General features: G+C 60.7%; 10 protein-coding genes. 4 read left to right on the top strand and 6 right to left on the bottom strand.

What is annotated here, in order from left to right:
• Positions 1-15 precede the first annotated feature (15 nt).
• From pqqF to LCH65_RS22210, 5 genes are all read right to left on the bottom strand, one after another.
• Entirely contained in the window at positions 16-2304 is a 2289-nt protein-coding gene (gene pqqF / locus LCH65_RS22230; protein WP_226439801.1) for a pyrroloquinoline quinone biosynthesis protein PqqF, read from the bottom strand.
• A 205-nt stretch (positions 2305-2509) separates the two neighbouring features.
• The gene (locus LCH65_RS22225; RefSeq protein WP_074807335.1) at positions 2510-3304 is read right to left on the bottom strand and encodes a carbon-nitrogen hydrolase family protein; all 795 of its coding nucleotides are present in this window, start codon (positions 3302-3304) and stop codon (positions 2510-2512) included.
• 15 nt (positions 3305-3319) lie between these two features.
• Positions 3320-4999, bottom strand: coding sequence for an NAD(P)/FAD-dependent oxidoreductase (locus LCH65_RS22220; RefSeq protein WP_003341224.1), 1680 nt, complete (start codon positions 4997-4999; stop codon positions 3320-3322).
• A gap of 151 nt (positions 5000-5150) precedes the next feature.
• Positions 5151-5612, bottom strand: coding sequence for an Lrp/AsnC family transcriptional regulator (locus LCH65_RS22215; RefSeq protein ID WP_002555556.1), 462 nt, complete (start codon positions 5610-5612; stop codon positions 5151-5153).
• Between the two features lie 10 nt (positions 5613-5622).
• On the bottom strand, positions 5623-6708 hold the full coding sequence (locus LCH65_RS22210; protein ID WP_032609321.1) for an FUSC family protein: 1086 nt from the start codon (positions 6706-6708) through the stop codon (positions 5623-5625).
• 253 nt (positions 6709-6961) lie between these two features.
• On the opposite strand from LCH65_RS22210, the gene LCH65_RS22205 reads away from it, so the two are divergent.
• Positions 6962-7288 carry a hypothetical protein gene (locus tag LCH65_RS22205; RefSeq protein WP_226439800.1) on the top strand — a complete coding sequence of 109 codons (327 nt, stop codon included), beginning with the start codon at positions 6962-6964 and terminating at the stop codon, positions 7286-7288.
• Here LCH65_RS22205 and LCH65_RS22200 read toward each other — a convergent pair.
• Positions 7199-8329: a Fic family protein gene (locus LCH65_RS22200; RefSeq protein WP_003372383.1), complete on the bottom strand. Its 1131-nt coding sequence runs from the start codon at positions 8327-8329 to the stop codon at positions 7199-7201. The genes LCH65_RS22205 and LCH65_RS22200 overlap by 90 nt on opposite strands.
• A gap of 140 nt (positions 8330-8469) precedes the next feature.
• Between LCH65_RS22200 and LCH65_RS22195 the strand changes: the two genes are divergently transcribed.
• The 3 genes from LCH65_RS22195 to LCH65_RS22185 all read left to right on the top strand — a co-directional run bounded on the left by LCH65_RS22195 (position 8470) and on the right by LCH65_RS22185 (position 13895).
• Positions 8470-8973 (top strand): GNAT family N-acetyltransferase, encoded by a 504-nt coding sequence (locus tag LCH65_RS22195; RefSeq protein ID WP_054081704.1) that lies wholly within the window; start codon positions 8470-8472, stop codon positions 8971-8973.
• A 252-nt stretch (positions 8974-9225) separates the two neighbouring features.
• A complete protein-coding gene (locus LCH65_RS22190; protein WP_226439799.1) occupies positions 9226-13266 on the top strand; it encodes a Pls/PosA family non-ribosomal peptide synthetase in 4041 nt (1346 codons plus the stop codon).
• Entirely contained in the window at positions 13263-13895 is a 633-nt protein-coding gene (locus LCH65_RS22185) for a 4'-phosphopantetheinyl transferase superfamily protein (RefSeq protein WP_226439798.1), read from the top strand. Before LCH65_RS22190 ends, LCH65_RS22185 begins: the two co-directional genes overlap by 4 nt.
• The last annotated feature ends 83 nt before the right edge of the window (positions 13896-13978 follow it).

Raw genomic sequence — 13978 nt, 5'->3', positions numbered from 1 at the left:
CTGCATGAAAGACCGTTACCGTTCAGGTAAGGATTGCGGAACGGCCGCGCTGGCAGGGCGATTGGCCACGATCAGCCAGCCCCCTGTGGCGTTGATCAATTGATCCGCAGAGGCCAGCAACGAGTGTGTATCCAGATTTGACAGAGCGCGCTGCAAGGTCTGCGCATGGTCACCCCGGTGCCCGGCGAGGTGTGCCTGCCACTGCAGGTCGGCACGCTGTTGCTCCGGCAGGCTCGACGGCTCTAACTGCGCTGCAAGGGCTTTGGTCTGCTCAGGCAAATGTGCATCGCGGACCCACTGCGGCAATCCGCCGATAAAGGCCTCGATGTGCGCAAACAGTTGCTGGGCATTGCAGGTGGGTGATTGCACGCCGAACAGCAAACCGGTCCGTCCGTCGATCTGCCTGAGGCTACTGAATACCGCGTAACCCAATTGCAGTTCGACCCGCAGCCGCTGATAGAACGGCGCTTGAGCCAGGTGCGCGAGCAGACGCCAGGCCGCTTCATCTTCGATGGAAGTCGTGGGCGCGGGGCAGAACACCAGCACGGCGTCTTCCGGGGAGGACGATGCTTCCGTCGCCCAGTGCTTGCCAGCGCGAATGGCTGGCAGATCGTGTGGGGAAGTTCGCTGAACGCCGGGTGCTGCATTCAACACCGCGTCCAGCATTGACTGGCTGGCCTGTTCAATACCGCTGGTGAAACTGCTCCAGCGCGAAGCCGCCCATACGCCTGGCAGGTCGCTTGTGGTCGCCTCCGACTCATTGCGCAGGAAGTGATCGGCAAGCTGCTTGAGCAACTGACGAATCGGGATCAACACCGGCTCGTCGTTTTCCTGTGCGTGGGTATCGGGGTGTTGCAAGCGCTGCAGGCTTTGTTTCAGGACCGCCGGCATCGGTTCGCGCAAACCGTTCAATTGAAGCTGCCAGTACGGACCGTACGCGGTGAAGGTCAGGGTTACTCCGGCCTGACGTGCGTCTTCGACCAGTGGCTTGAGCGCCGCATCGAGCATCCGCCAAAGAGCGGGCTGCGGGGATGGCAGTTGCCAGCGCAGGTACAGCGCGGCTTCAGCGGGGTCGTCCGCTGCCGTATGAAGAAACGGATTCGGCGCTGGCAGGCACCAAGTGACCGGCTCTGGAACGAGGTTATCCACATCAGCGGTGAGCTTCGCCAGTAATGCGCTTAGCGCTTTTTGGCCTTGCTCGCTCAACTGCGCAGGCGTTTCGCGACAGTGATGGTTTGCCAGAGCCAATGCTCCGCACATCTGCAGACGGCGTCGTTCGAGACGGTGGTATTCCTCGATTTGCGTTGGCCAGTGAGCTTTGAAAAAACCGAGCCAGCTGAAAAGCAGGCTACTGATAGCGGTCGCGTTCGCCGGGTCGCCTTTAAACTCGATATCCAGCAAAAGCTGCCCGTCGAACTGGTACAGCGGCGCGGCGTTCAATGAGGTGCAAAGGCCCCTGCGTACCAGCTCGGCGACCAGTCCGCCAGGCTGCGCGGCATTGAGCCAGTGACAGAAGAAGGCCACCGCTTCGTCAGCGTTTTCTGGCAAGTCCTCGAAGGCAAACAGCAGATGGTTTTGCTCGCCAGCCTGTCGAGGGCTGGCCATCAATGCTGGAGGCGGGCGCTGTGTGACCTTCATCCCTGAGGCGAAAACCGCGCCGTGGTTTATCGCCAGCGCCTGCAGTTCAGCCACCGGCAGCGGGCCACTCAGGCACAGGGTCATCTGCCCGGCCTGATAGAAGCCTCGATAAAAGTCTTTCAATGCTTGCTGAAAAGCCGGGTTGGGCACTGACAGGCTGTAGCGATTGCCGGCGTGAAAGCCGCGCAGCGGATGCTGTGGGTTGATCGCTGTCAGCAGGCGCGCCTGATCGCCGGATGCGCTATCGCCGCGCCAGGCGATGAATTCGGCATGCAGCACCTCGCGTTCGCGTAATTGATCTGCGGTGTCCATGCGCGGCCGGGCAAGCATGTCGCATAGCCGCTCCAGCCCTTGGGCGAAGGCCGCTTGCGGCAATTCGAAGAAGAAGTCAGTGGTGCGCTCACGGGTGCTGGCATTGACCTGCCCGCCATGACGCTGCACGAAGGTCATCAGGTTATCCCCGGCCGGGAAGCGTTCGGTGCCGAGGAAAAACAGATGCTCCAGAAAATGCGCCAGCCCCGGCCACGCTTGTGGCGCATCGTGACTGCCGGCTGCCACGCGCAATGAGGCCGCACAGCGCTTTAGCCGTGGCTCGTGACACAGCACCACATTCAAGCCGTTGGCCAGCGTGAGGCGTTGAGTGTCGGCGGCGTGTGCGGCAGGCATGAGGGGCGTCCGGAAAGCTGTGCGAGGCGAGGCGTCATGCTAGCGGATTAACAGACCCGTTCGCGAGCCTGCTGCTCAAAGCTGCGAAAAAGAGGATGCAGAGCGTCCAGAACGGCATGCCAACGCAGAGCATTGGCACGATAGGCAACGAGAATGACGATGAGCAAACGCGCTATTTCCAGAGGCTGTACCGGCCTCTTCAGGATCAAGTCAGCGACGTATAAAGCGCCGGGCGGCGATCCACGAAGTAGTCGTTCGCGGTTCGGGCCTGTGCCAGCAGTGACTTGTCCAGCGTGCCGACCAGCAATGCTTCGTCCTGACCCGCCAGCAACGGGCGGCTGCCGTCCGGCGCGCAGAGGCTGCTGAGCCCGCAGTAACGAATCGCGCCCTCGCTGCCGCAGTAGTTGGCGTACACCACGTAGCAGTGATTCTCGAAAGCCCGCGCCCGGACGGTCACGTCGCAGACGAAATCGTAAGGCAGCATGTTTGCGGTGGGGACCAGAATCAACTCGGCCCCCGCCAAGGCCAGCCGACGAGTGTTTTCGGGGAATTCCACGTCGTAGCAAATCAACAGGCCCAGGCGCCAGCCATTCAATTCGACCACCGGGTAATGATCGTCGCCTGCAGCGAACATCGACCTGTCGAGCTCGCTGAACAGGTGCGTCTTGCGATAGTTGCACAGGCGTTTGCCCTGGCTATCGATCAACTGCACAGCGTTGTAGATCTGCCCATCGGCGGCGCGCTCCGGATAGCCGTAGAGGATCGCAATGCCACTAGCCTGTGCGATAGCGGCAATGCGCGTCGCTGCCGGACCGTCCTGCGCCTGTGCCAGCTCACCGACAGCCTGGGCGCCGATGTTGTAGCCGCTGAGGAACATTTCTGGACAGATCAGCACCTGTGCCCCTTGTTCGGCGGCGGCCTGAGCCTGCTGTTCGAGGCGAGTCAGGTTGCCGCTGACATCCAGCGGCAATGGCGGGCATTGATACAGCGCAACGCGCATGGGGGTTTCCTTCTGTCAGTCGCCCAGTGCAATCGGGCCGATTTCGTGGAACACATCACCGGGGCCGGGGTTCTCGGCGTGAGTTTTGCCGCCAAAGTGGTTCATGATGCCCCACACAGCATTCAGCGAAGTCTGCACAGCGCCTTCGACCCATGCCGGTGTCCAGGATACATCGTCGCCGGCGATGAACATGCCGCGCTGTTCGCTGGGCATGTCCTGCTGCATGAAGTGCGCGTACATGCGCTGGTTATAGCGGTAATGGCCCGGCAGCGCACCCTTGAAGGCACCCAGGAAGTGCGGATCGGCTTCCCATGACACGGTAATCGGATCACCGATGATCCGCGCTGCGATGTCCACTTTCGGGTAGATTTTCTTCAAGGCATCCAGCGCCAGCTTCACCCGCTTCTCGATGGGCTGCGGGAGCATCTTCAGTGCATCGCTCATCCACGAGTAGGACAGGCAGATCACGCCGGGCTTGTCGTCGCCGTTATCGAACAGGTAAGTGCCACGGGTCAGCCGGTCGGTGAGGGTCATGCTCATCAGGTCACGGCCGGTTTCCGGATCCTTGTCCTTCCAGAACGGACGGTCGACCATCACGAACGTCTTTGACGACTGCATATATCGGGTGCGGTCCAGGGCCATCCACATTTTCTGCGAGAACAGCGACTCTTCACACTCGATCTGCGTGGTCAGCAGCCAGCTCTGGCAGGTCGTCAGCACGGCAGCGTATTGCCGGGTGTCGCCCCAATTATCGGTCACCGCAAAACTGCCATCCTCGGCGCGTGCGATGCGCTTCACGCCGGGACGTGGTGCGCCGCGGTGCAACGACGACAGGCTGGTGCCCTTGGGCCAGTGCGCGCAATGCTCGGGGACGTGGCTCCACAAGCCGACCGGCACTTGCTGCACGCCGCCGACGATCAGATGCTGGTGCTCATCGCAGTTGGTCATCACCACACGGAAGATTTCCAGCATCGAGTTGGGGAAGTCCGAATCCCAGCCGCCAGTGCCGAAGCCCACCTGGCCAAACACTTCGCGGTGAAAGAAAGACAGCTTGGCGAAGGCCTTGGAGGTCGCGACAAAGTCATAGAACGTGCGGTCGTCCCATAACGGCACCAGCTTGTTCCACAGCTCTTTGAGACGCGGCACATCGCGGTCACGGATCGCCTGCTGGATGTCACCGAATTGCGAGCCGCTTTCCAGTGCATCGGCCCAGGCGTCGGCGACTTCCTGAAACAGTGCCGGCAGGTCCGAGAGCATTTGTGCGTAGTAGGTGGTGCCTTCCAGGTCGATAACGGTGCTGCCGGACGCTGCGGTCAGCGGGTTGGGGAACGGTCTGGACTCAAGGCCCAGCTTGTCGACGTAATGGAAGAACGCTGTCGAGGACACCGGAAAGCGCATGCCGCCCAGTTCGGCCACGATGCCTTTGGCGCCTTCGAACTCCTGCGAGCGCAGGCGGCCACCCATTTTCGAGGCTTCGTACACCACCGGTTTGAGGCCCATCTTCATCAATTCGTAGGCCGCCACCAGACCGGCTATCCCGGCACCGATAATTGCCACTTCAGCACCGTGGTTCTCCACCGGAATGCTGCCCAGACCTTTCGGGTGCTCAATCCAGTCATCGAAGGCGAAGGGGAAGTCGGGGCCGAACATGGTGATCGGCTTTTTGCCGTTGGCGGGGTGACGGTTGTTCTTCATGACGGACCTTGATGGGCAACGGCGAAAAACAACAGTCTAGAGAAGGGCAGACACGTTAATAAGACGCAAAGTGTCGTCGATATGCTGTTTGTTTGGGCTAAGTGACGAATTTGCTGGTCAGTTTGTATCACTGCTTGATAGAAGCGTGCAGTTACACCGGCTGGCCGCGGTCTATCTTGCTGCTGAGGATGATCGATGTCGTGGTCTTCTCGACACCATCCACGCTGCCGATCAGGTCCAGTAGCTGGTCCAGTTGCTCGGGAGAGTCCGTGCGCAGCCAGGCGACATAATCGAACTCGCCACTCACCGCACAGAGTTGCTGAACCTGCGCCATGGCACTCAGCCGCCGCAACACTTCCTTGCCCGAGCGAGGTTGCACGGTAATGCCGACATACGCCTGCAACCCGCCACTGACCACGCGCTGGCCAAGGCGCACGCCGTAACCGGTAATCACTTTGCTGCTTTCCAGGCGCGCCAGCCGCGAGGTCACGGTGGTACGCGCGATGCCCAGTTGCCGGGCGAGCATGGCGACGCTTTCGCGCGCATTGATTTGCAGCGCGGCAATCAGCTGGCGATCGATTTCATCCAGCACAGGCGGGCGGGTATCGGGCACGGGCGGTTCCTTAAAACTTCCAGCGTTTGGCGGTCTTGGCCAGACGTGCCTGCAGGCCGTCGAGGTTGAGCGCCAACTGCTGGGTCATCAAGTGGTAGCCCTTCAGCTCGGTAGGAATGACGGCTTTCACTGGTGGTGTTTCCGGCGTCTCCGGTGTTTCGGTCGTGCGTTCCAGGCGCTCGGTGGCACCGGTTTGCAGGGCGCGCGCCATGCCGATCAGTTGCCGGCGAATCTGGCGGTAGTCAGCGTCCAGCGACGCCTTTAGCGTCTCGTCGGCAAGCTGATTCAGGTTCGCCGGGCGAATATTGGCGAGAATCTCCAGGGTGCTCAGGCACATGCGGAAGTGGCCCTGAATGGCGTCCAGCTCGACCATGGACATCTTCACTTCCTTGGACACCGACGGCAGCAGCGAGCGCAATTGCAGCATCGTGCCGTTGAGCCTGGCGGTCAGTTTCAAATGCTCATCCGCCGTCACTGGCTGGCCTTGCACAATGCGTCCGTAAACCTTGGCGCAGTCACGCAAACCACTGGCCAGGTTGTAGCGCCAGGAAAACACCGCATACAGCGGCAGGGCGAAGGAGAACGCCAGGGCCAGCGCGATACCAATCAGAATATCGACGGTACGCCACAGCCCGTCACTGATCGGGTTGTAACCATGACCGGCGACGATGAACAGCGTGATCGCCGACAGCAGCGCGGTGTAACCCCCTTTGCCGATGGCGTGATAGGCGAAGAAACCGCACATCACCGACATCATTGCGTAGGTCAGCAACGGCATTTCCAGATAGCCCTGCTGGACCACCACGATCAGACCGAGACCGGCACCGATCAAGGTTCCGTAGGCCCGTTCGACCGACTTCTTGCCGATATTGCCGTGATGCTGCAAACCGCCGATCACGATCAGCATGGTCACCGATGCCCACTCACCGTGAGGCAGGTTGAGGCCGGTGGTCAGCAGGATAGTCACCAGCAAGCCCACCGCAATCCGCGCCGCGTGGATCAGCCGCGCATGCCGATAACGGCGATACGGGTCCAGCAAAGGACGCAGAACAGGGCGAAGCCAGGAGGGTATGAAAGCAGAGCGCGAATTCGTCATGCGTTAAGAGACCGCGAGGGTAGGGAAGAGATTCCCTGATTGGATGATGGCAGGCTTCAGTAAGCCACATTTTGATGGGGGATGGGTGGGGTATGTCGATGATCAGTGACGTGGCATTGCGCATTCTAGGTGTAGGAATGACGCGCTGAGGGCAGTAGTCACGATTTATGAGTAGTTAAGGTGTCACTCAGTGAGGCTTTATGAGGATTAATGTGTTCTTTCGTGAGCTGTTATTTTCAGGTCCACACTTCCCATGTCCGTCGGCATCGAAGGGTCGCGGCTCAACCGAGGCAATCTGCTCAGTCAGCACGCTCACTTTGCCTTGAGCAAGGAACAAGCCGAGGCGGCGCTGGACGAGGTGGCCGGTTGGGAAGCCGAACTGCATGATTACTACAGCCAGTTCCTGTCCGGTGCGGAACTGGATGCTGCAGTCGATGCGACCAGTGGCGCACGTCTGAAGCGCTGGCAACTCCTTCTGCTGTGTAGGGTTCTACGGCAAGGGCCGATTGATCTGGTAACGAGTGCTGCGGCCTCCACCGGGCAGGCGAACCAGGCAGTTTTTGGCAAGCAGATCACTTAAGTGGCGGGTAGCGGTGGCCTTCGAGACCTTCGCCACTGCCTGATACTGCGCTGCGCTCAGACCGTTTTCAAAGCCACGCTCGCCGCCATCCAGCAGTCGATTCAGCACCTTGACCTGTTCGGCGTTCAGGTCGTTGTCGCGATGTAATTGCCAAAATCGCGTTTTTCCCAGTACTCGTTCTATATGAACCAAGGCGTTTTCAATGCTTTTCAACAATGTGCGCAGGAACCATTCCAGCCACTCGGTGATATCGGTCGTGCTTTTCTGACTGGTCTCCAGAACGTGGTAATAGCCGGCGCGGTCAGCAAGGATGCTGGCGGACATGGCAAACAGTCGTATGGCTTGCTGATCGCCCTGAGTCAGCGCCAGGTCTGTAATGGCCCGAGTCAGGCGACCATTGCCGTCGTCAAACGGATGCAGGGTTACAAACCAGAAATGCGCGATACCTGCCCGCACGAATGGATCGAGCGTCGGATCACTTTGACTGCCGGCAAACCAGTCGAGAAAATCTTCCAGCTGTTGCTCAAGTCCAGCCCGCGGTGGCGCTTCAAAATGCACGATGGGTCGATCAAGCCTCCCTGAGACCACTTGCATAGGTTCGTCGCTACGCAATTGACCAACCAGGATGCGAGCAGACACAAAGCTGTCCTCTTCCGGGAACAGCCAGCGATGCCAGGTACACAGACGTTGCAAGTCAAGTGGCTGATCATGACCACGTGTAGCGTCCAGCATCAGCTCGGCCAACCCCTCGCTGCGAGGGCTATGCTTGCCGTTATCGGCGATCCCCAGGCGGCGTGCCAGCGACGACCTGACAGAATCTGCATTCAGTCGCTCGCCTTCGATGGCGGACGAAGTGACGATATTCTGCAGCAGGGCATTCAAGCCCTCGCACATTTGCGCATCGCCACCCACTGCACCGCTCATACCCAGCAAGCGACCTTGAGCCTTGGCGCACGCTCGTATCAACGGTGCAAGGCGTTCTTCGCGCCAATGAAAGCGGGGCCAGTTCGGCTGTTGCCAGATCCAGAGATGTTCGGACATCGTATCCGCCTATGCAGTGAGCCGAATAAAAAGTTAATCGGCTCATGAGATGAGCCGATTGTGGTGATTATTCGGCTCACCGTCCAGACGTGCTCATCGGCGTCTGGTTTCGATGTCAGGCAGTCAGGGAGGAAAAGCGGATGGAATTTGATCTGCGTGTGTCGCAACACAGCGACCTGGAATCGTTACAACGCCTGTCGGCGCGGGCGCGTCACCGGTACAAAAGCATTCCTTCCCTGGCGCATGTCGCCGAAAACCCTCCGCTGGGCGCAGACAGGTTCGAAGCCTGCCGGGTGGTGGTGGCTGCCAACAGGCGCAGCGGTGACATCATCGGTTTTACAGCCATGCGCTTGCTGGATGATTTCCTGTACCTGGACAACATCTCGGTCGAGCCTGGTGCATCCGGCAAGGGTGTCGGAAAAAGCCTGCTGGCGTCTGTCGAGGCGTACGCGCAGGTTTGCCAACTGCACGCGATAAGCCTGACGACATTTCGCGAGCCACGCTGGAACGGTCCATGGTTTCGGCAACATGGCTTCCACCCGATGCCGGCAGAGCGTATTGGCGATGGACTGAGAGGCGTCATGGACCGTCAGGCGCAGTCTTTCAACCCCGCGACACGCGAGACCTTGTGGCGCCTGCTGTAACCCGCACAGCAATGTGGGCAATCCGCCACCTTCGTTTTGTTGTTCAAGATTCGTACAGCCAGCCTTTGCCATATTCGCCTTGCCAGCCTGTTCTCTTGCCTCGGTGAGAGCTGCAGTGCTCCAGCCAAAATGTATCAAAACGGACATATTCCGGACACGCAACGACCACAGAATTCGCGCCAATCGCTGACGGACCGGCTCATAACCAGAAAATCTCAGGCACCTCCTTCAGACGAGCTAATACCTGCTGCCATGAATAACCTGAACCTGTCGACGCTAGGCCAGAACGAACAATCGCTGGACGTGATTTACGGTCCAATCCAACCTGAGCTGCTACGTGAGGAGGTGCTGGCCGATTTACTGGAAGCCAGTGCCCGGCGCAACCCGCAGCAAGTGGCACTGATCTTCGGCGAGCATCAGATCAGTTATGGCGATCTGGACCGGCAGGCCGATCAGGTGGCGTCTGCGCTGATCGGTGCGGGTGTCCGGCCGGGGCACATTGTCGGTCTGTGGTTGCCGCGCGGCATCGAGCTGCTGGTCATGCAGGCCGGTATTGCCAAGGCGGGCGCCGCGTGGCTGCCTCTGGATCAGGACACGCCGGTAGAGCGTCTGCAGGTTTGCCTGGACGACGCCAGCGCAGTCGGGCTGGTGTCCTGCGATGCGTTGATGCCGGTGCTGGCCGATACCGGTTTGAAGGTGTGGACTGCCGAACACCTGCTGGCGCCGACCGACGCAGCGTTGGTGCGTCGCAGTGGTGTGCTTCCCGACCATCCTGCCTATGTGATTTACACCTCCGGCTCCACGGGCAAGCCCAAGGGCATTCTGATTTCCCAGCGCAGCATCTGCCATTTTCTGCGCAGCGAGAACGCGATACTTGGTATTCGTGCCAGCGACCGGGTTTACCAGGGCTTTTCCGTAGCCTTTGACATGTCCTTCGAAGAAATCTGGATCGCCTATCTGGTGGGCGCGACGCTGTGGATAGGCCCGAAGGAAACCAGCGGTGACCCCGAAACCCTGCCGCGCTTGCTGAACGAGCAGCGCATCAGCGTCTTGCATGCGGTGCCCACTTTGCTGGCGCTGTTCAGCGAAGACGTTCCCGGCCTGCGCCTGATCAATCTGGGCGGCGAGATGTGTCCTGAGTCGCTGGTCGATCGCTGGGCCACGCCGAACAGGCAGATGTTCAACACCTACGGCCCTACCGAAGCCACTGTATCGGCCAGCCTGGCGCGTCTGTCGCGTGGTCGCCCGGTGTCGATTGGCACACCGTTACCCAATTACGGGCTGTTGGTCATCGCCAATGACCCTGCGGTCGGGAGCACCCTGGCGCCCAGCCTGCTGCCGCGTGGCGAAGTCGGCGAGCTGTGCATCATCGGCCCCGGCCTGGCCGAGGGGTATCTTGGCCGGCCGGACCTGACCCAGGAAAAATTCCTGCCGAACCCATGGTCCACCGGCTATCACGATGCGCGCCTGTATCGAACCGGCGACCTTGCCCGGATCGACGACGAAGGGCAGGTGCAGTGCCTCGGGCGGGCCGACGATCAGGTAAAAATTCGCGGCTTTCGCGTCGAACTGGGCGAGATTGAATCGCTGTTGGCGCAACAGCCTGGCGTGGGCACCGTTGCCGTCCTGTTGCGCAGCGAGGCGGGCGTTGATCAACTCATAGCTTATCTGGTGAGCGACACGTCGACGCCTTCCGCATTCACGAGTCAGTTGCGCAAAACCCTGCAGGCGCAGTTGCCGCCGTACATGGTGCCGGGACACTTCGAACTGCTCGACAGCATGCCGCGCCTCACGTCCGGCAAAATCGATCGCAAAACGCTCAAGGCTCGTCCGTTGACGGTGGATGCCAAGGCCGCCAGCGCAGAGTCCGATGCGGCGCAAACCGAAGGTGAGATCGCACTGTTTGCCGCGCTGAGCACACTGTTCCCCGGCATGCCGATCCGCCGCGATGCGGACTTTTTCACCGATCTGGGCGGGCATTCCTTCTTTGCTGCGCGTTTGGCCTCGGCGCTGCGGGCCAACCCGCGCTTCGCTCAAGTCACGGTGCGCGACATTTACCAGCATCGGCGTATCGGCGCGATTGCTGAAGTGCTGGATCAGGCGCCACAAGAGGTGGATGCGCCGGTGGACTGGACGCCTCCGTCAGCCTGGCGTCGCTGGCGCTGCGGCGTGGCCCAGGCGCTGGCATTGCCGGTCATGGTCAGCCTGCGCATGACCCAGTGGCTCGCACCGTTCTTTACCTATCACCTGCTCACCGGCTCGCCCGACGACTCTGTCACATTGGCGACGCTGGCGTCGATCTCGGTATTCCTGATTGCTACCGTTCTGCAGTTTTTCATCGCGCTGGCAGCCAAGTGGCTGATCGTCGGCCGCCTGAAGCCTGGGATCTATCCGCTGTGGGGCGTTACCTATTTTCGCTGGTGGGCCGCAGACCGCATGGTCGAGTCGGCGCCGACTTACCTGCTGAGCGGCTCCTCACTTTATCCCCTGTGGCTGCGCGCACTGGGCGCGAAGATCGGGCAGGACGTGATTATTGGCGGCGCTACAGTACGGGCTCATGACCTGCTGGAAATCGGCGACGGGGTCAGCGTCGGCAACGGTGTCAGCTTCGAAAATGCGCGCGTCGAGCGGGGCCAGTTGCATCTGGGCCGTATCGCCTTGCAGGACAATGCCTGTGTCGGCTCTTACGTGATCATGGAAGGCAATACGGCTGTAGGCCCGTGGGGGCATCTGGAAGCCCAGTCAGCCATGGCCGATGGTCGGGAGGTTCCGGCTGGGCGCATCTGGCAAGGCTCGCCAGCGCGTGATGTCGGCGCGTTCGATACGCTCGGCCAACCTGCACGGCCTGTGACCAGCCCGGCGCGTTTGCGGGCAGAAAAGCTGTTCTTTGTGTTCGGCGTTCTGCTGGTCGCGACGCTGTTCTTCATCCCGGTCTTCCCGACCTTTTTCCTGATCGACTGGTTCGACACGCAGAACGTCTTGCCATGGTTCGAGGGCAGCGGACCATTGGGACAACTGGCGCGCTATTTCCTGCTCGCGTTCCCGGCCAGTGCGGTGCTGATTGTCGCGACTGTTCTGGCCTCTGCCGCATTGCGCTGGGTCGTCTTCCCACGCCTCAAGCCGGGCCGTTATGAGGTGCACAGCAATACCTACTGCGCCAAGTGGCTGATCAGCCAGATTCAGGAAGCGAGCCTCAACGTGCTGTCCGGCATCTACGCCACGGTGTATTCGCCCTTCTGGTATCGACTGCTGGGCGCGAAAGTAGGGCGCGACGCCGAGATTTCCAGCGCACAGGGCGTCATCCCGGACATGCTGACCCTGGGCGATGAAACCTTTATCGCGGATGCGGTGATGCTCGGTGATGAGCGTATCGACGGCGGCTGGATGACCATGCAACCCACGGTCGTGTCGCATCGCAGCTTTGTCGGCAACGGCGGGTACATCGCGGACGGCACGGTACTGCCGGAAAACGTCCTGATCGGCGTCCATTCCTGCGCGCCGCACAACAGCAAAATGGTCGACGGCGACACCTGGCTGGGCTCACCACCGATCCACCTGCCTGCCCGCGAGCAGGTGAGTGGCGCTCCCGAATCACTGACCTTCAAGCCTTCACCGCTGCGCCGCCTGGCCCGAGGACTGGTCGAAGGCGTGCGCATTGTCACCCCGCACGCGGTGGTGATCGCCGTTGGCTACACGGTCATGCTTGACCTGATGCCACTCGCCGACGACGAGCGCTGGGGCGCGGTGCTGGCCTACCTTGCAGTGATCGGCGTGGCGTACAGCGTGGGTAACTTTCTGCTGATCGCGGCCCTGAAATGGCTGGTGATGGGCCGCTATCGCAAACGCGCTGACCCGATGTGGACGCCCTTCGTATGGCTGTCGGAGGGCATCACCAGTCTGTACGAAGGCATGGCCGCACCGAACTTCATGCGCTACCTGCGCGGCACACCGTGGTTGCCGCTGGCGTTCAATGTGCTCGGCTGCAGGATTGGTCGCGGGGTTTACATGGACACCACCGACATCACCGAATTCGACTGCGTCAGCATCGGCGCAGACAGCGAACTGAATGCTGGCGCCTGCCCGCAGACCCACCTGTTCGAAGATCGAATCATGAAGATTGATCACGTCAGCATCGGCGAGCGCGTGTACATGGGGCCACGCAGCGCCGTGCTGTATAGCGCTGTCGTCGGCAACGATGCGCACCTTGGCGCACTGACCCTGGTGATGAAGGGCGAGCATATCCCTGCCGCCAGCCGATGGGCCGGTTGCCCCGCGTCACCGGACAGGGCATGAAGTGCGGGGCAAGCTGGGTATTCGATGAAGATGGCCGGCTCGCCCCGCCAAAGCCTTTCCCTCGGCAGAATGTATTGCTGGTCAGCTGCGTCACCAGGCCAGGCTGTGCAAGAGATGAGGCCAGAAACCGCATTCGGGCTTGCGTGCGTATCGCCTTGGAACAGTGGCTCGAATTGCCATCCGGGGCGATCACGTTCATCAGCGCCCCAGGTGTCGCGCCGCGATTGCTTATCGACGGGCTGCCGGAGCCCGGGTTTTCCATCAGCCACGAAGCCGGGTTCTCTCTTGCTGCCGTCAATCTCCAGGGCGCAGTGGGCGTGGACTTGATGCAGGTTCAGGCGGTGCCGGACTGGCATGCGGTCGCGCAGGATTATTTGGGGGCTGAGGTTGCTACCCGTCTGTCAGACATGCCCGAGTCGATTCGCCCGATTGCGTTCGCCAAGGCATGGTGCAGGCGCGAAGCGTTTTTGAAGTTGCATGGATTGGCGCTCGATGAATGGACAGCACAGGGAGGGTTGCAGGGGGTGGGGGTTGAGGTTGAATTGGCGGAGGGGATGGTGGGTGTGGTGGCTTTGGGAGCGCTATGTGCTGATGCGTGCGTGCCGCTCTTCAAGCAAAAACATCAGTAAGATTTCCAGCAGGTCGTCACTACACGCCACACGTATTAGTAAGACCATCGATTTGACTGCTGGCTTCCGCATCCGGAAGCCAT

Source organism: Pseudomonas sp. MWU16-30316 (assembly GCF_020515645.1).
GTDB classification, from domain to species: domain Bacteria; phylum Pseudomonadota; class Gammaproteobacteria; order Pseudomonadales; family Pseudomonadaceae; genus Aquipseudomonas; species Aquipseudomonas cerasi.
The sequence above is the reverse complement of the archived record's forward strand: the minus strand, read 5'-3'. Positions and strand labels throughout refer to the sequence as shown.

Bases quoted from the DNA above. Each gene is read 5' to 3' on its own strand.
- LCH65_RS22210 (WP_032609321.1), bottom strand. From the start codon at position 6,708: ATGACGAATTCGCGCTCTGCTTTCATACCCTCCTGGCTTCGCCCTGTT.
- LCH65_RS22190 (WP_226439799.1), top strand. From the start codon at position 9,226: ATGAATAACCTGAACCTGTCGACGCTAGGCCAGAACGAACAATCGCTG.
- LCH65_RS22205 (WP_226439800.1), top strand. From the start codon at position 6,962: ATGTCCGTCGGCATCGAAGGGTCGCGGCTCAACCGAGGCAATCTGCTC.
- LCH65_RS22225 (WP_074807335.1), bottom strand. From the start codon at position 3,304: ATGCGCGTTGCGCTGTATCAATGCCCGCCATTGCCGCTGGATGTCAGC.
- LCH65_RS22200 (WP_003372383.1), bottom strand. From the start codon at position 8,329: ATGTCCGAACATCTCTGGATCTGGCAACAGCCGAACTGGCCCCGCTTT.
- LCH65_RS22220 (WP_003341224.1), bottom strand. From the start codon at position 4,999: ATGAAGAACAACCGTCACCCCGCCAACGGCAAAAAGCCGATCACCATG.
- LCH65_RS22195 (WP_054081704.1), top strand. From the start codon at position 8,470: ATGGAATTTGATCTGCGTGTGTCGCAACACAGCGACCTGGAATCGTTA.
- pqqF (WP_226439801.1), bottom strand. From the start codon at position 2,304: ATGCCTGCCGCACACGCCGCCGACACTCAACGCCTCACGCTGGCCAAC.
- LCH65_RS22185 (WP_226439798.1), top strand. From the start codon at position 13,263: ATGAAGTGCGGGGCAAGCTGGGTATTCGATGAAGATGGCCGGCTCGCC.